Origin of the sequence: Rhizobium sp. NLR16a, assembly GCF_017948245.1 — a bacterium.
Lineage (GTDB): Bacteria > Pseudomonadota > Alphaproteobacteria > Rhizobiales > Rhizobiaceae > Rhizobium.
The window spans coordinates 88,504-105,586 of record NZ_CP072871.1 but is presented as its reverse complement, the minus strand read 5'-3'; the positions used below and the strand labels follow the sequence as shown (position 1 = coordinate 105,586).

Sequence of the window (17,083 nt, the reverse complement as noted above, 5' to 3'; positions counted from 1 at the left end):
GCCCGTCAGCGAAACATGAAATATTCAGAGCATGGCGGCAGCGTCCTGGCGAGTAAAATGGGCCGGCGGAACCGGCCCATCCACAATCAATGCTGCTCGATCGGCGCCGGCACTGCAGCCGGCGCCCGCTGCTGACCAGGCCGATCGGCGACCAGCATCGACAGCATCATTTCCACAAGACCATGGTGACGCCTTTTTCGGCGCCGGCGCCGCCGACCTGGATTTGCGGCACGAGCGGCAGCCGGCCGTTTTCGATCGCTTCGGCAAAGCGCATGAGGATCTGCGAATCGAGCTGATAGTCCGGCCCGCCAAAGGCCGCCACCTTCTTCTCGGGGGCCTTGAGCCGCGCTGCACGCATGCGTGAAGCGCGCGGCAGCCATGCGTTGCTTCTGAAGACATGGATCTCCATCTGACAGTCACAGCCATCTGACGCACATCGAGAAAATCGGCGCTGTGGCCCGCCTCGGGCTCGCGCGAGGAGACAATCATGAACGGTATTTCGAAGACTCTGAACGACATGACGCTTGTTGAACGGTCGAGCCTGCTCGACACTGTCGCCGACGCCTTGGAGGCGACCGCCGAGGAGGCCGAAGAGGAGGGCGACGCCCGTTTCGTCGTCAACTCCGTCTGCATCGCCAATACGATCCGCGGACTTTCGGGGGAGCTTGCGCCACACAATCTGCGGGCGGCCGAACTGCTGCTTGAGCAGGGCATCATGCTCGTCCACCAGTTCGCCAACAGGGCGAAACCTGGAATGGTTCATTAGTATTGTCGGCAGGTTCCGGATGGGGAACCTGCCGACAATCCGGCATCACTCAGCCTTTTTGCGATACAGCAATGTCATGAGTGCGAGGACGCATCCCAGGGCACCGACCGAAGCGAAGATGTAGAAGTTCCACTGCGGAGCAAGGCCCGCACCCAGAACCGCACCGCCGATGGCCGGTCCTATCATGCCTCCGATACGGCCGATGCCGAGCGAGAAGCCAAGGCCGGTTCCGCGGATCTCGACCGGATAGAGGTTTCCAACGAGAATATTGGCGAGGATCTGCGTGCCGATCGTTCCCGTCCCGGCAAGTGCGACGAGAGCGTAAACCTGGAGTCCCTGATCCACCTGCGTCAGCAACCAGATCGAGCAGGCTCCAAGAAGAAACAGACCTGCCACGACGATTTTGACATTTCCACGGTCGGCAATCCTTGCGCCAATCAGCAGGCCGACTGCGGCTCCGAGATTGAGCGTCACGGAGAAGAGCAGGGCAGAACCGAGGTCGTAGCCCAACTTGTTCATAATGGTCGGGAGCCAGTTGACCATTCCGAATGTCAGCAGAAGCGAACAAAAGTGGATGCCCCATGCGTTCAAGGTCGGCAGCAGGCGACCTTCGGAAAACAGTGACCGGATGCCGACCTGGCGTTGTCCAACGGGCCTGGCTAGGGGATTGGGCAGTCTGTACTGGTTTGCGAAATGGTTGGCTTCGGCCTGGCGGTTTTTCGTTGCCAGCCATTCGGGGGACTCCGGGATGAGGTGGATAAAGAAAGGCAGAAGCAGGATCGGTGCGCCGCCGATGATCATCAATGGACGCCATCCGTATTTCTGTATCAGCAACATTCCGAGCATACCCGAGATGATGCCGCCGGCGAGATAACCGAGAAGAGCAATCGAATAGGCGATCGCCTTCCGTCTCGGCGCGGAAAACTCGATGATCAATGCGGTTACTGTCGGAAAAAGAGCGCCAAGGCCCAGACCGGCGAGAAAGCGGGTTGCCTCGAAAACGAGAAAGTTGGGCGCCAGACCGCTGCCGATCATCATAACGGAGAAACTCAGCAGGCTGCCGATGATGACCTTGCGACGGCCTATCCTGTCGGCGAGTGTTCCTGCAACGAGCGCGCCGAGCAGCATGCCGAACAGGGTGATGGAAGCAGCTCGTCCGACCATGCCGGGCGTCAGGCCCCAGCTTGCTTCACCGAGCAGCGCCGGCGCGACTGCCCCGTAAACGATCAGATCATAACCGTCAAACAGGATCAGCAGACCGCAAAGGGCGATGATGATATTCGGGCTGCGAACACGTTCGTTGATAATAGCGAGATCTTGTATGGCCAATTTTCCCTCCCCATACATTGAGTACAGGAAGCACGCTCCTGCCAGCGGCAGGCCCGCACCGATCCATGTACAAATCCTCCTGGATCATTGCCGGCGAGGTTCCTCCCAGCGCCAGACTCACCCGCGAGCGGGCGATGTCAAGACAACGATGACACGCCATTAAATACTTGCGAATAAAATATTTGCAACTGCAAACTTCTCAGCCGGCAACTTTTCCCTTTGCGGATATTGCCGGCAGGTTGCTGTGCATGCGGCGCAGCGCATTCTTCAGGGCTGCGACTTCCTCGGCCGACATGCCCTGAACCGCGGTGCTTTCAAGCTCCACGGCAAGCGGCATGAGCCTTTCCGTCAGCGCCTCGCCCTGCGGGGTCAGCCTGACGATGACGATCCGGCCATTGTCTTCCGGACGTGTTCTCGACACCAGCTTGCGCTTGGCCAGCGTGCCGACCAGGCGCGAAAGCGTCGAAATCTCGACAGATACGACGTCGGCGAGATCCCCCAGGGTGCTTTCCCGGCGCTCCTTGAGCATCGCCAGAACCCTGTACATCGCCACGCTGAGATCATCTTCGGCAATTCTCTGCGCGAACACCTCGGCTATCCGCACGCCGGCGCGATTGAGAAGATACGGAACGGAATCGGTAAGTTTGTACATATCTCTGTCTGCTGGCGGGATTCGGGGCGCTTGCTGAACGTTCTCTCCGACATGCACCTAAATGACCGGGATGACAACATGATTGGCTTTCAGCCGCCGACAATGGCGGGGTAGATCAAACATTTTTCCCGCCTGATTTATAGATTTGCGTTGACAACAGTTGCAGATGCAATAATTTGGCAGCGGGAAACACGGGAGGAAATCATGTCTGCCACTGCTGCTCTCGGCATAGTGCCGGCCCCTGCACCGATCAGCGATGCGTTTCGATCGACCATGCGCCGTTTCCCGGCGACAGTGACGATCATTTCCGCCTGCCGCAACGGTACGGACCATGGAATGACGGCAACTGCCGTCACATCACTTTCGATGGATCCGCCATCTCTCCTCATCTGCCTGAACAATCGTACCTACCTGCATGGCATGCTGCTTGAGGTGCCGGAATTTGCAGTCAGCATTCTGACCGACAGGCAGGTCGCCCTGTCGGAAGGTTTCAGCGGCAAGATTGCGCCTGAACGTCGGTTCGAGGCTGCCGATTGGGTTCGCCATGAGCGCGGCATGATGGTGCTTGATTCCGCTCATGCCTCGGTTGTCTGCCGCCGCATGGGTGCGGTTCCCTACGGGACGCACACGATCTTCATCGGGCAGGTGGTGGATACACGCCTTTCCCAAGACACGATCCCGCTGATGTACGAAAACTCGAAATATTGCGCACCACAGCACGCGCTTCCCACATCCCAGAACTGAAGGTCGTTCCATGAACAATACAGCTGCCCTGTTTCCCGCCGCAACGCGGGTCGAGAACGCATGTCTTGCAGATCGCATCGCCTCGGTGCTGGACGAAATCCGTGCCGGCGCCCGCGACACCGAAAAATCCGGTCGCGTGCCGGCGCGCAATATCGATCTGCTGCGCTCCGCCGGCTATTTCGATATCGTCAAGCCCGCCCGTTTCGGCGGCAACGAAGGATCGTTTGCCGAGCTTGTCGATGCAAATATCGTACTGTCGGCGGCCTGTGCCTCCACCGGCTGGGTCGCCGGCCTCCTTTCCGCACATCAATGGCTCCTCGCCATGTTCGAGGAAAGGGTCCAGCAGGACGTGTGGGGCAGCAATCCGGATGCGCTGCTCTGCGGTTCCTACGCGCCGGTCCGAATGGCTGAACGCGTCGAGGGCGGTTTCCGTATATCCGGCGATTGGGCCTTTGCGAGCGGATGCGAAAATGCCCAGTGGGCCCTCTGTGCGGCGATCATTCCACCAAACGGCGAGGAGGAGCGTCCTATGCCGGCGTTCCTTCTGGTTCCCGCCAGCGATTATACCATTGCCGAGACCTGGGATGTGGTCGGCCTTGCGGGTACCGGCTCAAAAAGCCTGATCCTCAAGGATGTCTTCGTTCCACAATATCGCATACTGAGCTTTCCGGACGCGACCTCAGGCAGAACGCCGGGCGGGCGCTTCTATAAGGGTGTCGGCCTTTTCAACATGCCGCTCCTTATGGGAATTCCGTTCTGCCTCGGCAGCGCGGCCGTCGGTGCGGCGAAGGGCGCATTGGATAGCTATATCGACCACATCGGCACCAGGGTGACACGGGGTGCGGTTGCCGGCGGCAACAACAAGATCGCCGAATTTCCGACGATCCAGCTCCGCGTGGCGGAAGCCTCCGCATCCGTGGATGCTGCCCGCGAAATCATTCTGCGCGATATTGCCAGGGCGCAGCAACTGGCCCAGGCCCGCGCGGATGGCACCGGCGAGATCACCGAGGAAGATCGGATTCTTGCCCGCCGCAGCCAGTCTTTTGCGGTCAGCCTGGCGCTTCGGGCCGTCGAAGCACTCAATGCATCGACCGGCGGCCTCGGCCTCCAGATGTCCAATCCCGTGCAGCGGGCATGGCGCGATGCAAATGCCGTCGGGCGCCACATTTCCATGAACTGGGATGCCGTCGGAACCATGGTCGGCCAGCAACTGCTCGGTCTTCCGCCCAAGGGACAATTCTGATCCGCCATCCTCATTATTTCGATTGAAGACAGGAAAGAGAGCATATCGTGCAAGGCAAGATCGCGCTTGAAGAACATTTCGCCATTCCCGAGACGCTGCAGGATTCGGCCGGATTCGTGCCGGGCGACTACTGGACGGAACTGTCCGCCCGTCTTCTGGATATCCAGGACAAGCGTCTGCGGCTGATGGATGCTCACGGCATCGAGAAAATGATCCTGTCGCTGAACGCACCAGCCGTGCAAGCGATCCCGGACAAGGCCAAGGCCCTGGAGATTTCCCGACGCGCCAACGACTTTCTGGCCGAGCAATGCGCTAAAAACCCGAACCGTTTCCTGGGATTTGCAGCTTTGCCGCTGCAGGATCCGGATGCCGCTGCGCAGGAATTGCAGCGCTGCGTGACGACGATGGGTTTCGTCGGCGCATTGGTCAACGGCTTCTCGCAGGAAGGCGACGGAACAACGCCGCTCTACTACGATCTGCCGCAATACCGTCCGTTCTGGGCCGAAGTCGAAAAACTCAACATTCCTTTCTATCTGCACCCGCGCAACCCGCTGCCGCAGGACAGCCGGATCTATGCCGGCCATTCCTGGCTGATGGGTCCGACATGGGCGTTCGCGCAGGAGACCGCTGTGCATGCGCTGCGCCTGATGGGATCCGGCCTGTTTGACGAGCACCCGGCTTTGCGGATCATCGTCGGTCATATGGGCGAGGGACTGCCGTACATGATGTGGCGCATCGACCACCGGAATGCGTGGGTCAGGGTGGAAAAGAACTATCCGGCCAAACGCCGGATTGCCGATTATTTCAACGAGAATTTCTACATTACGACGTCGGGGAATTTCCGCACGCAATCGCTGATCGATGCTATGCTGGAAATCGGCGCGGACAGAATTCTGTTTTCGACAGACTGGCCATTCGAAAACGTCGACCACGCTGCAAACTGGTTCGACAGCGCCACCATCTCCGAAGCCGACCGTCTGAAAATCGGTCGCACCAATGCAGTTTCACTGTTCAAGCTCGATCGATAACATGGTCGCACCTTTCAGATACACGGTCAGCGCAGCCCAGGTCATCTTCGGGAGCGGCTCGGTGAGTCGCCTCGCCGAGGCGATTACAGGGCAGGGCGGCAAGCGCGCCCTGATCCTTTCGACCCCGCACCAGAAAGCCGACGCTCAGCGCATCGCTGCTTCCCTCGGCCCGCTTGCGGCGGGACTATTCGACGGTGCTGTCATGCACACGCCGGTCGATGTGACCGAGCGCGCGATCGCGGCATACGAGAAGGCCGGTGCCGATTGCGTGGTCGCGATCGGCGGTGGATCGACGATCGGTCTCGGCAAGGCCATCGCCTATCGCAACGACGCACCACAGATCGTGGTGGCGACGACCTATGCTGGATCGGAGGTTACACCGATCCTCGGCCAGACGGAGAACGGACAGAAGACCACGGTCCGCGGCCCCGGCATCCTGCCTGAGGTGGTGATCTACGATCCTGAATTGACATTGGGATTGCCGGTCAACATCAGCGTCAGCAGCGGGCTCAATGCCATGGCGCATGCGGTCGAAGGGCTCTATGCGCAGGATCGCAATCCCATTTCGTCGATGATGGCGGTCGAGGGCTTGCGCGCGCTGAAGCAGGCTTTGCCGCAAATCGTCAATGCCCCGAGGGACATCGAACCCCGAAGCGAAGCGCTTTACGGCTCCTGGCTGTGCGGCACGGTGCTCGGAGCCGTTGGAATGGCCCTGCATCACAAGCTTTGCCATACGCTGGGCGGCAGCTTCGATCTGCCGCATGCAGAAACCCATGCGGTCATTCTGCCCCATTCCGCTGCCTACAACGCCGCAGCCGCAACGGATGCGCTCAAGCCCGCTGCCGATCTTTTCGGCGGCTCGCTGGGCAGCGGTCTTTATGATTTTGCCGCTTCGATCGGTGCCCCGATGGCGCTGCGGGATCTGGGTATGAAGGAAGCCGATCTGGATCATGCGGCAGAACTTGCCGCTGGGAATCCCTACTGGAACCCGCGCCCGATCGAAGGAAAAGCGATCCGGGCTTTGCTGCAGAGCGCCTGGGAGGGCGCACGGCCGCGTTAACGCATTAGGAGGAGGCCAGGTGCCTGAATATTTCAGCGAAGAGAGATCCGCGGAAGCCGTCAATTCGCGGATGGGGCCGGACATCAATCCACGTCTGGCCGAAGTCATGGCGTCGCTTGTCAAGCATTTGCATGCCTTTGCCAAGGATATAAGCCTGACCCAGGAGGAATGGGAGCTGGCCATAGGCTTCCTGACCCGCACCGGTCATCGCTGTCATGACCAGCGACAGGAATTCATCCTGCTCAGCGATACGCTGGGTTTCTCGATGCTGGTGGATGCGATCAACAACCGGCGTCCGCCGGGCGCCACGGAAAATACCGTGTTTGGACCGTTTCACATCGAAGGGGCGCCCGTCCGCCAGATGGGCGAAAACATCTCGCTCGACGGCAAGGGTGAGACTTGCCTCTTCATCGGGCGAGTGCTGGATCTCGATGGTCATCCGATCGAGGGAGCCCGGATCGACGTATGGTCGGATAATGCCGATGGCTTCTACGACGTCCAGCAGCCGGATATCCAGCCGAAATGGAACAACCGGGGCATTTTCATCACCGGTGCAGATGGCGCCTATAGCTTCGTCGGCATCAAGCCGGTCTCCTATCCGATCCCGGATGACGGTCCGGTCGGCCAGATGCTGGCCTCGCTCGGTCGCCATCCCTACCGTCCCGCCCATACCCATTACCTGATCACGGCTCCAGGTTATCAGAAGCTCGTAACCCACACTTTTGTCGGCAACGATCCCTATCTGGAATCCGATACGGTGTTTGGTGTCAAAAACAGCCTGGTCGCGCCTTTCGAGCGTATCGATCGTCCGACGGTCTGGCGCTCCGATTTCGATTTCGTGCTGACGCCGATCTGGAATAAACAATGATCGTTGTCCGCTATGCCGTATGCGACCCCGGCAAGGCGGCCGAACGTTCCCGATTGATCGAGGAACACAAGGCCTATCTGCGCGGCGCGACGATCCGCATCATGCTTTCCGGCCCGTCTGCACCGCCGGCCGAGGGCAGGGCTTCTACCGCCGTCGTAATTGCGGAAGTCGAAACGCTGGCCGAGTTCGAGGCGTTCAGCGCGGGAGATCCCTTCGTTGGCTCCGGCGTCTACACGAGCGTCGATCTATTCGAATGGCGGCCCACTTTCGGAATTCTGCGCGAGAGTTTCCGACCGGCGTTTTAGGCAGGAAGAAAAATGGGCCGGCATGACCGGCCCATCCACAATCAATGTTATTCGGCCGGCGCTGGCACCACAGCCGGGGCACCCTGTCGTCCAAGCCGATCGGCGACCAGCATCGACAGCATCATTTCCACCAGGCCGTTGGCGCCGCCCTTGTCGCCGCCGGCACCGGCGACCTGGATCTGCGGCACGAGCGGCAGCTTGCCGTTTTCGATCGCTTCGGCAAAGCGCATCAGCACCTGCGAGTGGAGCTGATAGTCCGGACCGCCGAAGGCCGCGACCTTCTTCTCGGTCGCCTCGGCTTCCGCCAGACCGACGGCGCGTACCTTCTGGGCATCGGCAAGGCCGGTCGCCTTGATACGCTCGGCATCTGCAAGTGCGATCGCCTTGATCCGGTCGGCTTCGCCGAGGCCGGCCAGGCGCACCTTCTCGGCCTCTGCCTTGGCGGTGACCTGAATGGTTTCGGCCTGCTGGCGGGTGCGGGCGAGCTGCGCCTTGCCTTCGTTCTCGCTGATCTCGATGGTGAGCGCCGACGTCGTGATCTTGGCCTGCTGTTCGGCCAGTGCTTCTTTCTCGCGCAATGTGCGCTCCTGGATCGCCGCCGCTTCCTGCAACTTATAAGTCTCGACCTTCTCGACGGCGATCTGGCGTTCGCGCAGCTGGATGAGGATCTGCTCGATGCTGTTCTGGCCATTACTGGCGCGAGGCGTACCGATCAGCACCTCCTGCAGCTCGAGGCTATACGACGAAAACTTCTCCCGCATTTCGTCACCGGATCTGCGCTGGATTTCGCTGCGTTCCTGCAGCAGTTCGATCAAGGTCTTGGTCTGAGCGATATTCTTGAAGTAGGCCGAGACCATCGGATCGAGTGTCTGTTCGACCAGCCGTTTGATGTCCCCGAAACGCTGCACGACGAGCGGCGCCTTCATATAGTCGATATGCACGACGACCGAGAGTGGCAGCACCGGTTCGAACGCATCCCTGGTGATCAGCGACACTTCTGAAAGGTTTTCGTCCAGCCGGTGCTCGCCGAACTGTTCCTTCGTCCATTTGAGCACGAAGTTTGTGGTCGGCACGATGATGATATTGCCGGCATAGGTGTTGAACGCATATTTGCCCGGCAGAAGCGGCGTCGACCAGACACCGCGTGCGCCCGTCTCGACCAGTTCGCCGTGGCGATAAGACTGACCTGAAATATCCGCGCTTCGCCGGCCGGTATAGGAGACGACGACACCCACCGTGCCGACGTCGATGATCGTCTTTTCCACCAGTTCGACGGTCGCGAAGATGCGGTTGAGGAAATAGCTGCCGTCGGCAAGCACCTGCAATTGCCGGCCGCGATAACCGCCGGCATTGAGAAACTTCTCCGGATCCTGGAAATTATTGTGGAAGTTCGGATCCTTCGGGTTGTTGGCAACGGTCGGCGCGATGATCTCGCCATCCGGCAGCGCCGGACCGTCATGGATGGTGACGATCCCGATCAGGTCCTCGGCGTCGTGGATGAGGACGGGCTCGAAGCCATTCCGCTCAGTGATCAAAGTGGACATGTCGGAAAACAGTCTTTGTTCCGACGCGTTCAGGTTGACTGCATAAGTTGATTGCGCGGTCAACACGATGAACTGCGCGAGATTGATGGCATATGTGCCTTCGCGCAGGATCTTGCGTTGCGGCCCCTTCTGGCCGCCCTTGGTGAGAAAGCTGCGCACATCCTGAAAATCATCGGCATCGATATTCGAGGCCAGCGTCTGGGTCGGCGGCAACGGCTCGCCGTCACGGGCGAAGACATAGCCGATCTGGCCCTGCGGAATGGTCACGAGGTTGGCGCGATGCATCGAATACTGGAACGGCATGAAGAAATGCAGACCGCCGCGCACGACATCCGGCTGAAAGCCGGCCTCGCCATAGAGCGCGATGAAGCCATTGTCGACGGAGCCGCGAAAGCTCCACAGCTTTTCGAGGATGCCGAGCCTGTCGTTGGGGATATAGCGGATTACTCCGCTCCACCGGAACAGCATGGCCAGTATGATGAGGGTGACAGCGATTTCGATCGCCTTCCATCCCATCGGGCTAAGGTATTGGAGGGTTTCCATCTTTTCTCTCGCATAGGCGCACGGGTTCGTCCACCCGATGACCGCCCGGTTGGCGTTGGTTGATATGACGGGGAAATGGCGCGCCTTTTTGCGCGACGCGCTAAGAACCTGTCGAACGCTTAAGGCTGCTGATTGTCAGGGAGAATGACCGCGAGTCCCGCTGGGGGACGGCGCGTCGTGAGTGGTCTCACATCGGTGTTGCCTTGCTAGACATAACGATAGAGGAAGTAAGGACAACAGCTATCGGTGTAAAGATGTTCAATGCTGAAATCGGATAAGTACTTCCAGTGATTTTGCTATTTCGAACATTCAATTCAGCTGAATAAATATTGCCGCTTGACTTACATACCGGGCCGTTGAGCCGGGGTCTGGAAAATTGCGTTGGCAGGCCCTCTGCAAGGTCAGGCACGCTCGCTATCCACGTCTTGTCTGCTGTTGGTGTGGCGCATTTCTTGTACAGTCGGGTCGATACACCGATCCCCGCTTATCTAAGCCGCAAGTTTCCGAGATCGGCTGACGGTAGTCCTTTGGCGAGAGCCGTAGCTCGCGTGAGGACGCGGAATGATGTCTGCCGCGGACTCAAAGCCGGCGGATGAGAACGCGTGAGGGTCGGCTTGACATCAGGGCCACTCCGGTCTTTGATGCCGAGCATTCACCAGGGGTGTCCCGGCAAGGGGCTGAGATTCTGCTGAACAATACGGCTTTGCCTGTTGTGGCGCAGTGACCCGTTGAACCTGATCCAGTTCATACTGGCGTAGGGACGGTGCGGACGCTGCGGCTGTCGGGCGGATTTCGCTTTGTTGCTTGAGGCGTCTTTTCATCATTCCAACTCTGGAACTGGGTCTCCAAACGTCAAACCTTGGAGCCTCACCCATGAATATTGTTGCACCCAAGCTTACTCCGGTCGTCACCACCGGCCCGCTTCCGGGCTCGACCAAGATCGCCAAGCCCGGAACGCTCTATCCGGATCTGCGCGTGCCGATGCGCGAAATCAGCCTTCACCCGACCTCGGGCGAACCGCCGGTAACGGTCTATGACTCCTCCGGCCCCTATACCGACCCGACACATACGGTCTCGATCGACGCCGGGCTCCCGCGTTTGCGCGAGAGCTGGATCAGGGCGCGGGGCGACGTCGAAGCCTATGAAGGCCGTGTGGTGAAGCCTGAAGACAATGGTTTTGCCACAGGCGAACGGCTGACGCCGGAATTCCCCCTTCGCAGCACGCCGCTGAAGGCAAAGGCCGGCCGCGCCGTCACCCAGCTCGCCTATGCGCGTGCCGGCATCGTCACGCCGGAAATGGAGTTCATCGCCATCCGCGAAAACCTTGGCCGGCAGGCCACGAAGGAGGCGCTCGCTCGCGACGGCGAGAGCTTTGGCGCTGACGTTCCCGATTTCGTGACGGCCGAATTCGTGCGGCAGGAAGTGGCAGCCGGCCGGGCGATCATTCCAGCCAACATCAACCATCCGGAGGCCGAACCGATGATCATCGGCCGGAATTTCCTGGTGAAGATCAACGCCAATATCGGCAACTCGGCCGTTACCTCGTCGATGGCGGAAGAGGTGGAGAAGATGGTCTGGGCAATCCGCTGGGGTGCCGACACGGTCATGGACCTTTCCACCGGCCGCAACATTCACAACATCCGGGAATGGATCATCCGCAATTCGCCGGTTCCGATCGGAACGGTGCCGCTCTACCAGGCGCTGGAAAAGGTGAACGGCATAGCCGAGGATCTCACGTGGGAAGTCTATCGCGATACGCTGATTGAACAGGCCGAGCAGGGGGTCGATTATTTCACCATTCATGCGGGCGTGCGGCTTGCCTATATCCCGCTCACCGTCAATCGTGTCACCGGCATCGTCTCACGCGGCGGTTCGATCATGGCCAAGTGGTGTCTGCATCACCACAAGGAGAGCTTCCTCTATGAGCATTTCGAGGAAATCTGCGACATCTGCCGCGCCTATGACGTATCCTTCTCGCTTGGAGATGGTCTTCGCCCCGGCTCGATCGCCGATGCCAACGACGCCGCGCAATTTGCCGAGCTCGAAACCCTCGGCGAACTGACCAAGATCGCCTGGGCCAGGGATTGCCAGGTGATGATCGAAGGCCCCGGCCACGTGCCGATGCACAAGATCAAGGAGAATATGGACAAGCAGCTCAAGGTCTGCGGCGAGGCTCCCTTCTATACGCTCGGACCGCTGACGACCGATATCGCCCCCGGCTACGATCACATCACCTCCGGCATCGGAGCCGCAATGATCGGCTGGTTCGGAACGGCGATGCTCTGCTACGTCACGCCGAAGGAGCATCTGGGCCTGCCCGACCGCAGCGACGTCAAGACCGGTGTCATCACCTACAAGATTGCCGCGCATGCCGCCGACCTTGCCAAGGGCCATCCGGCCGCCCGCATCCGTGACGATGCACTGTCGCGGGCGCGCTTCGAATTTCGCTGGGAAGACCAGTTCAACCTCTCGCTCGACCCGGATACGGCGCGTTCCTTCCATGACGAGACCCTGCCGAAAGAGGCGCACAAGGTAGCGCATTTCTGTTCGATGTGCGGCCCGAAATTCTGTTCCATGCGCATTTCCCACGACATTCGCGCCGAAGCTCAGAAAGAAGGACTGGAAGCGATGGCTGCCAGGTATCGTGATGGCGGCGATCTCTACATGCCGGTCGCCGAGGCCGCGAAAACGCCTGCCGGAGAATGACGATGCATATTCTCGTCAAGGGGGCCGGCGTTGCCGGCCTCACCGTTGCCTGGCAGCTCTATCGACATGGTTTCCGGGTCAGCGTCGCTGATCAAGCCGACCGGATCGGTGCAGGCGCTTCCGGCTTTGCCGGCGGCATGCTGGCCCCATGGTGCGAAAGGGAAAGCGCGGAGGAGCCGGTCCTGGCGCTCGGCCGTCTTGCCGCCGATTGGTGGGAGGCAGCACTACCCGGCCATATCAATCGTCGGGGAACGCTTGTCGTGGCGGCCGGGCGCGATGCCGGCGAACTCGACCGCTTTTGTCGCCGGACAAGCGGATGGGAATGGCTGGACGAGCAGGCGATCGCGGCTCTTGAACCGGATCTCGCCGGCCGCTTCCGCAGGGCATTGTTCTTTCCGCAGGAAGCGCATCTCGATCCACGGCAGGCACTCGCGGGGCTGGCCGCCGGACTTGAAGAAGCCCGCATGCGTCTCACATTCGGCACCACGGGCGATGCTGACCTTGCCCATTACGATCGGGTGATCGACTGCACCGGGGCTGCTCAGATCGGCCTTCTGCCCGGCCTGCGCGGCGTTCGCGGAGAGATGCTCTGCGTCGAAACGAACGAAGTGACTCTCTCTCGCCCCGTTCGCCTGCTGCATCCGCGCTATCCGATCTATATCGTGCCGCGCGAAAGAAATCGTTTCATGATCGGGGCGACGATGATCGAAAGTGACGATACCGGCCCTATCACCGCGCGTTCGCTGATGGAGTTGCTGAATGCCGCCTACACCCTCAATCCTGCCTTCGGCGAGGCACGGGTGACGGAAACCGGCGCAGGCGTGCGGCCGGCTTATCCCGACAATCTGCCGCGTGTGACGCAGGAAGGGCGCACAGTCCATGTCAATGGTCTCTACCGCCACGGTTTTCTGCTGGCGCCTGCCATGGCAGGCGAGGTGGCGCGGCTTCTTCTTGGCGAAGGCAATCAACCGGAAAGGAGGGCATCATGACCTTCATCATCAATGGTGAGGAACAGGAGGTCGCGGCCGCGACGCTCGCAGATCTTCTCCTCGCTCTCGACTACGAAGGCGAATGGCTGGCAACCGCAGTCAACGGCGAGCTGGTGCACCGCGAGGACCGCGCCGATTTCAGGCTCGGCGAACGCGACCGCATCGAAATTCTCTCACCCATGCAAGGAGGCTGAGATGCTGAAACTTTATGATGTTGAAGTCCGCTCCCGACTGCTACTCGGGACCGCCCGCTATCCGTCTCCAGCTGTCCTTGCAGAAGCGGTCAAGCGCTCGAAGACCGAGATCGTCACCGTTTCGCTTCGCCGCGAAGCCGTCGGCGGCAAAGCGGGCGGCGCCTTCTTCGATCTGATCCGCGAACTTGGCGTGCGCGTGCTGCCGAATACGGCCGGATGCCACAGCGTGCAGGAGGCCGTGCTGACGGCGAAAATGGCGCGCGACGTCTTCCGCACCGACTGGATCAAGCTCGAAGTCATCGGACATCACGATACGCTGCAGCCTGACGTCTTCGGCCTTGTCGAGGCGGCCCGCATCCTCACTGGCGAGGGCTTTCAGGTCTTCCCCTACACGACCGACGACCTTGTCGTCGCGGAAAGGCTGCTGGAAGCCGGCTGCCGCGTGCTGATGCCCTGGTGCGCGCCGATCGGGTCCGCTCAGGGGCCGCTGAACCCGATGGCGCTGCGATCGTTCCGGGCGCACTTTCCGGATGTGCCGCTGATCATCGATGCCGGCATCGGCCGCCCGTCTCATGCCGCCACCGTCATGGAATATGGTTATGATGCCGTCCTTCTCAACACCGCCGTTGCCGGCGCAGGCGATCCCGCCAGCATTGCCGAGGCCTTCGCGCTTGCCATCGATGCCGGCCGCCTGGCGCATGGAGCCATACCGCTGGAGCCACGCGACGTCGCCTTCCCATCCACGCCCGTCATCGGCAAGGCCGTCTTCTCATGAAGCTCGATCCCTTCTATCTCATCGTCGACAGCGCCGAATGGGTCGAGCGTCTCGTGCCACTCGGCGTCAAACTCGTCCAGCTGCGCATCAAGGATTGCCCGGACTCCGTGCTTCGCGAGCAGATCCGGCGTTCGAAGGCTGCCTGCGCGGCCGCGGGTTGCCAGTTGGTCGTCAATGACCACTGGAAGCTGGCGATCGATGAAGGATGCGATTTCATTCATCTCGGGCAGGAAGATCTGATGGCCGCTGATAGAAATGCCATTCGTCGCGCCGGCATGAAGCTCGGCCTTTCCACCCACGACATATCGGAGCTGGAGACGGCGCTGGCGGCCGAGCCGGATTATGTTGCGCTCGGGCCGGTCTGGCCCACGATCCTCAAGGCGATGAAATGGGCGCCGCAAGGCGTCGAACGCCTTGCTGACTGGCGACAGCGCGTCGGGATGATTCCGCTTGTCGCGATTGGCGGGATCACCGCCGAACGGGCGCCGCTGGTATTGGAAAAGGGCGCCCACAGTGCCGCCGTGGTCACCGATATTACCCGCAACCCGGATCCCGAGGCCCGCACGCTGCAGTGGCTGGCCGCGACCGCGCCATGGCGGCGCGCATGAGGGATGAAGGGTTATTCCCGCCGGAACGCGGGATCCTGCCGGCGCGGGGGTGTTGTCATATAATCAACGCCGGTTCGGATCTGTTCAATTCCACTAAGGACCTTGGTTTCATTCAGCCTGACAACGGCGGCGGGGACGCGTTCGTCCATATTTCTGCCGTGGAACGCGCTGGCATGCGCGAAATCGTTCAAAGGCCAGAAGAACGGCTACGACTTGGAGCATGACGACAAGTCCGGCAAGATGTCGGTCTGGCAATCTTCAGTCTGCTTGAAGGGGTACAGACGAGTGGACGGAGGTCCGTCAAGGACCGCGCCAGGAATTTTTTCGACGACCCAGCTGACATCGTTTGCATATGCCGAGCCTGAGACCGCCCGTGGGGCTACCCTTTCAGGTAAGTGAGAGCGTACTCAATCCTCAACGTGTTGCGTTTTGCGGGACCAAGGGAAAGAAGTCACCAGTTTCTGCACAACGGGCGTATGTTCACTCGGTACTTCCTGCTCAGCTGATCCAGCATCGTGCAATGCCTCGCGAAGAGCCTGACCTTGCGGATGATCGCCGAAGTGCTCCAGAAAGCTCGAAATCGGCCATCTCGTCACAGTGCCGCCGGAGGCATCGTTGGCGCGATGGATGACAGTATGCTGGTCCGCTGTTTCGTTATGTTCGAGATACCATTTGTCTCCGTTTGGACTGGCCGCAAATTCGTTTGGTGCTTCTGGCATTCTAGCCTCCTCTGACGGTGCCCATTATTGTGCCGCTTCCCGGCGGGCTGTTGCGCATTATGGTTTCGCAAGCGCAGCAGCAAGGTCTTGAGTGAACGGCTTGGACCGCCGGCGCAATCCCGCGCCGTGTGCACTTTCGCTGCAGGTAGTTCATGGCACGGAGAGTCAACGACTTCCTGCGCCTCCGACGCTTGCGCCGAGGGCGATGAGAAGCTCTCTAGCTGTTCGAACGGCTCCGGCATGCAACCGTCCATCCCGTTGGTAAGGGCTTCGTCGAATGAGCTTTGCGAGAACGTTCTGTTCAGGCGCCGGTAGGCGACCTAACTTCAATGGCTGAACGGATACCCTGCATCCGCTTGCGATTTTTTTCGAACTCGGCGGATGATTTCGAGGGCAGTGGTGTTTTTCCGAAGTGCCGGCTGAGTTCGATAGAGAGGGCGGCGGGCGAGGTCATTCCGTCGTGATAAAGCTTGAACAGCAGTCTGACGGCAACGTTGTAATATTTCGGGTCTGCAAGGCTACTTGTGCAATCATATCCGGCGTCGTCAAGGACGCCCTGCAATACAGCCAGGTCAGAGGTCCGCACAGACATGTTGAGATTGGAAGACATGCTGTCCTCCTTCAATTTGGGGCGAAGGCAGAAACCGACCTCCACGCAGTAGCGCCCTGAGAAACAGCTACTGAAGACCTACCATGCGCCTAATCGATACGGCTGGCAAACTGAATATTGTGGGATGGGCAGAAAGCGGTCAGACCTGTGCGTCCCAATGTGGTGATTTTTCGCAATCATCTCTTTCCAGGTTCAATCATCAGGGCCAAAAGGACGTAAAAGGACCGTCCGAACTCCGAATGAAGTCGGTGAACCGGAAATCGCTTGATCACCTCTTTCCGAGCTGGAGCAATGCGACATCACGCCTGCGACGGCATGATCGCTGCAGGTCTTTGCAACATACCACTGGGCAGAATTTCAGCATCACCAAAGACTAAGAGGGGCTGGGCTTTCGACCACC

The 17,083-nt window shown here is 60.0% G+C and carries 17 protein-coding genes, 2 pseudogenes and 1 riboswitch; of the genes and pseudogenes, 13 read left to right on the top strand and 6 right to left on the bottom strand.

Annotated elements, in window-relative coordinates; genetic code table 11:
• Positions 1-86: 86 nt before the first annotated feature.
• A pseudogene (locus J7U39_RS30870) lies at positions 87-367 on the bottom strand (flotillin family protein); the annotation flags it as partial.
• 120 nt (positions 368-487) lie between these two features.
• On the opposite strand from J7U39_RS30870, the gene J7U39_RS30865 reads away from it, so the two are divergent.
• A complete protein-coding gene (locus J7U39_RS30865) occupies positions 488-766 on the top strand; it encodes a hypothetical protein (protein ID WP_210633556.1) in 279 nt (92 codons plus the stop codon).
• Between the two features lie 45 nt (positions 767-811).
• On the opposite strand, the gene J7U39_RS30860 is transcribed toward J7U39_RS30865, so the two are convergent.
• Together J7U39_RS30860 and J7U39_RS30855 are read right to left on the bottom strand one after the other, a co-directional pair.
• On the bottom strand, positions 812-2,113 hold the full coding sequence (locus J7U39_RS30860) for an aromatic acid/H+ symport family MFS transporter (protein WP_210633555.1): 1,302 nt from the start codon (positions 2,111-2,113) through the stop codon (positions 812-814).
• Positions 2,114-2,294: 181 nt separating this feature from the next.
• Positions 2,295-2,747, bottom strand: coding sequence for a MarR family transcriptional regulator (locus tag J7U39_RS30855; protein WP_210633554.1), 453 nt, complete (start codon positions 2,745-2,747; stop codon positions 2,295-2,297).
• A 204-nt stretch (positions 2,748-2,951) separates the two neighbouring features.
• Here J7U39_RS30855 and J7U39_RS30850 point away from each other — a divergent pair, with 204 nt between their 5' ends.
• From J7U39_RS30850 to J7U39_RS30825, 6 genes are read left to right on the top strand one after another with little or no spacing between them, the layout of a single operon-like run.
• Positions 2,952-3,491 carry a flavin reductase family protein gene (locus J7U39_RS30850; protein WP_210633553.1) on the top strand — a complete coding sequence of 180 codons (540 nt, stop codon included), beginning with the start codon at positions 2,952-2,954 and terminating at the stop codon, positions 3,489-3,491.
• 10 nt (positions 3,492-3,501) lie between these two features.
• On the top strand, positions 3,502-4,734 hold the full coding sequence (locus tag J7U39_RS30845; RefSeq protein ID WP_210633552.1) for a flavin-dependent monooxygenase: 1,233 nt from the start codon (positions 3,502-3,504) through the stop codon (positions 4,732-4,734).
• A gap of 47 nt (positions 4,735-4,781) precedes the next feature.
• Positions 4,782-5,762: a gamma-resorcylate decarboxylase gene (tsdA, locus tag J7U39_RS30840; protein WP_210633551.1), complete on the top strand. Its 981-nt coding sequence runs from the start codon at positions 4,782-4,784 to the stop codon at positions 5,760-5,762.
• Position 5,763: 1 nt separating this feature from the next.
• A complete protein-coding gene (locus J7U39_RS30835; protein WP_210633796.1) occupies positions 5,764-6,822 on the top strand; it encodes a maleylacetate reductase in 1,059 nt (352 codons plus the stop codon).
• Between the two features lie 19 nt (positions 6,823-6,841).
• The gene (locus tag J7U39_RS30830; protein WP_210633795.1) at positions 6,842-7,690 is read left to right on the top strand and encodes a dioxygenase; all 849 of its coding nucleotides are present in this window, start codon (positions 6,842-6,844) and stop codon (positions 7,688-7,690) included.
• A complete protein-coding gene (locus J7U39_RS30825) occupies positions 7,687-7,995 on the top strand; it encodes a YciI family protein (RefSeq protein ID WP_210633794.1) in 309 nt (102 codons plus the stop codon). Before J7U39_RS30830 ends, J7U39_RS30825 begins: the two co-directional genes overlap by 4 nt.
• Before the next feature lie 47 nt (positions 7,996-8,042).
• On the opposite strand, the gene J7U39_RS30820 is transcribed toward J7U39_RS30825, so the two are convergent.
• Positions 8,043-10,082: a flotillin family protein gene (locus tag J7U39_RS30820; RefSeq protein ID WP_210633793.1), complete on the bottom strand. Its 2,040-nt coding sequence runs from the start codon at positions 10,080-10,082 to the stop codon at positions 8,043-8,045.
• 647 nt (positions 10,083-10,729) lie between these two features.
• Positions 10,730-10,861: riboswitch (TPP riboswitch) on the top strand.
• A 94-nt stretch (positions 10,862-10,955) separates the two neighbouring features.
• Between J7U39_RS30820 and thiC the strand changes: the two genes are divergently transcribed.
• The 6 genes and pseudogenes from thiC to J7U39_RS32130 form a co-directional block, all read left to right on the top strand.
• Positions 10,956-12,788: a phosphomethylpyrimidine synthase ThiC gene (thiC, locus tag J7U39_RS30815; protein ID WP_210633792.1), complete on the top strand. Its 1,833-nt coding sequence runs from the start codon at positions 10,956-10,958 to the stop codon at positions 12,786-12,788.
• A gap of 2 nt (positions 12,789-12,790) precedes the next feature.
• A complete protein-coding gene (thiO, locus tag J7U39_RS30810; RefSeq protein ID WP_210633791.1) occupies positions 12,791-13,777 on the top strand; it encodes a glycine oxidase ThiO in 987 nt (328 codons plus the stop codon).
• Positions 13,774-13,971 carry a sulfur carrier protein ThiS gene (gene thiS, locus J7U39_RS30805; RefSeq protein WP_210633790.1) on the top strand — a complete coding sequence of 66 codons (198 nt, stop codon included), beginning with the start codon at positions 13,774-13,776 and terminating at the stop codon, positions 13,969-13,971. The genes thiO and thiS overlap by 4 nt, the downstream gene beginning before the upstream one ends.
• Position 13,972: 1 nt before the next feature.
• Positions 13,973-14,746: a thiazole synthase gene (locus J7U39_RS30800; protein ID WP_210633789.1), complete on the top strand. Its 774-nt coding sequence runs from the start codon at positions 13,973-13,975 to the stop codon at positions 14,744-14,746.
• Complete coding sequence (locus J7U39_RS30795) at positions 14,743-15,354, top strand: thiamine phosphate synthase (RefSeq protein WP_210633788.1); 612 nt, start codon at positions 14,743-14,745, stop codon at positions 15,352-15,354. Before J7U39_RS30800 ends, J7U39_RS30795 begins: the two co-directional genes overlap by 4 nt.
• A gap of 59 nt (positions 15,355-15,413) precedes the next feature.
• Positions 15,414-15,600, top strand: a pseudogene (locus tag J7U39_RS32130) (cold-shock protein); the annotation flags it as partial.
• A gap of 161 nt (positions 15,601-15,761) precedes the next feature.
• Here the strand turns inward: J7U39_RS32130 and J7U39_RS30785 are convergent.
• Both J7U39_RS30785 and J7U39_RS30780 read right to left on the bottom strand, forming a co-directional pair.
• A complete protein-coding gene (locus J7U39_RS30785) occupies positions 15,762-16,073 on the bottom strand; it encodes a hypothetical protein (protein ID WP_183698236.1) in 312 nt (103 codons plus the stop codon).
• A gap of 301 nt (positions 16,074-16,374) precedes the next feature.
• The gene (locus J7U39_RS30780; protein ID WP_210633787.1) at positions 16,375-16,683 is read right to left on the bottom strand and encodes a hypothetical protein; all 309 of its coding nucleotides are present in this window, start codon (positions 16,681-16,683) and stop codon (positions 16,375-16,377) included.
• Positions 16,684-17,083: the final 400 nt, after the last annotated feature.

What these genes read in the sequence shown, in the direction of transcription:
- J7U39_RS30865 (WP_210633556.1), top strand. Translation starts at nt 488, where the DNA reads ATGAACGGTATTTCGAAGACTCTGAACGACATGACGCTTGTTGAACGG.
- thiC (WP_210633792.1), top strand. Translation starts at nt 10,956, where the DNA reads ATGAATATTGTTGCACCCAAGCTTACTCCGGTCGTCACCACCGGCCCG.
- thiS (WP_210633790.1), top strand. Translation starts at nt 13,774, where the DNA reads ATGACCTTCATCATCAATGGTGAGGAACAGGAGGTCGCGGCCGCGACG.
- J7U39_RS30860 (WP_210633555.1), bottom strand. Translation starts at nt 2,113, where the DNA reads ATGTATGGGGAGGGAAAATTGGCCATACAAGATCTCGCTATTATCAAC.
- J7U39_RS30845 (WP_210633552.1), top strand. Translation starts at nt 3,502, where the DNA reads ATGAACAATACAGCTGCCCTGTTTCCCGCCGCAACGCGGGTCGAGAAC.
- J7U39_RS30850 (WP_210633553.1), top strand. Translation starts at nt 2,952, where the DNA reads ATGTCTGCCACTGCTGCTCTCGGCATAGTGCCGGCCCCTGCACCGATC.
- J7U39_RS30785 (WP_183698236.1), bottom strand. Translation starts at nt 16,073, where the DNA reads ATGCCAGAAGCACCAAACGAATTTGCGGCCAGTCCAAACGGAGACAAA.
- J7U39_RS30825 (WP_210633794.1), top strand. Translation starts at nt 7,687, where the DNA reads ATGATCGTTGTCCGCTATGCCGTATGCGACCCCGGCAAGGCGGCCGAA.
- J7U39_RS30820 (WP_210633793.1), bottom strand. Translation starts at nt 10,082, where the DNA reads ATGGAAACCCTCCAATACCTTAGCCCGATGGGATGGAAGGCGATCGAA.
- J7U39_RS30780 (WP_210633787.1), bottom strand. Translation starts at nt 16,683, where the DNA reads ATGTCTTCCAATCTCAACATGTCTGTGCGGACCTCTGACCTGGCTGTA.
- J7U39_RS30800 (WP_210633789.1), top strand. Translation starts at nt 13,973, where the DNA reads ATGCTGAAACTTTATGATGTTGAAGTCCGCTCCCGACTGCTACTCGGG.
- J7U39_RS30835 (WP_210633796.1), top strand. Translation starts at nt 5,764, where the DNA reads ATGGTCGCACCTTTCAGATACACGGTCAGCGCAGCCCAGGTCATCTTC.
- thiO (WP_210633791.1), top strand. Translation starts at nt 12,791, where the DNA reads ATGCATATTCTCGTCAAGGGGGCCGGCGTTGCCGGCCTCACCGTTGCC.
- J7U39_RS30795 (WP_210633788.1), top strand. Translation starts at nt 14,743, where the DNA reads ATGAAGCTCGATCCCTTCTATCTCATCGTCGACAGCGCCGAATGGGTC.
- J7U39_RS30855 (WP_210633554.1), bottom strand. Translation starts at nt 2,747, where the DNA reads ATGTACAAACTTACCGATTCCGTTCCGTATCTTCTCAATCGCGCCGGC.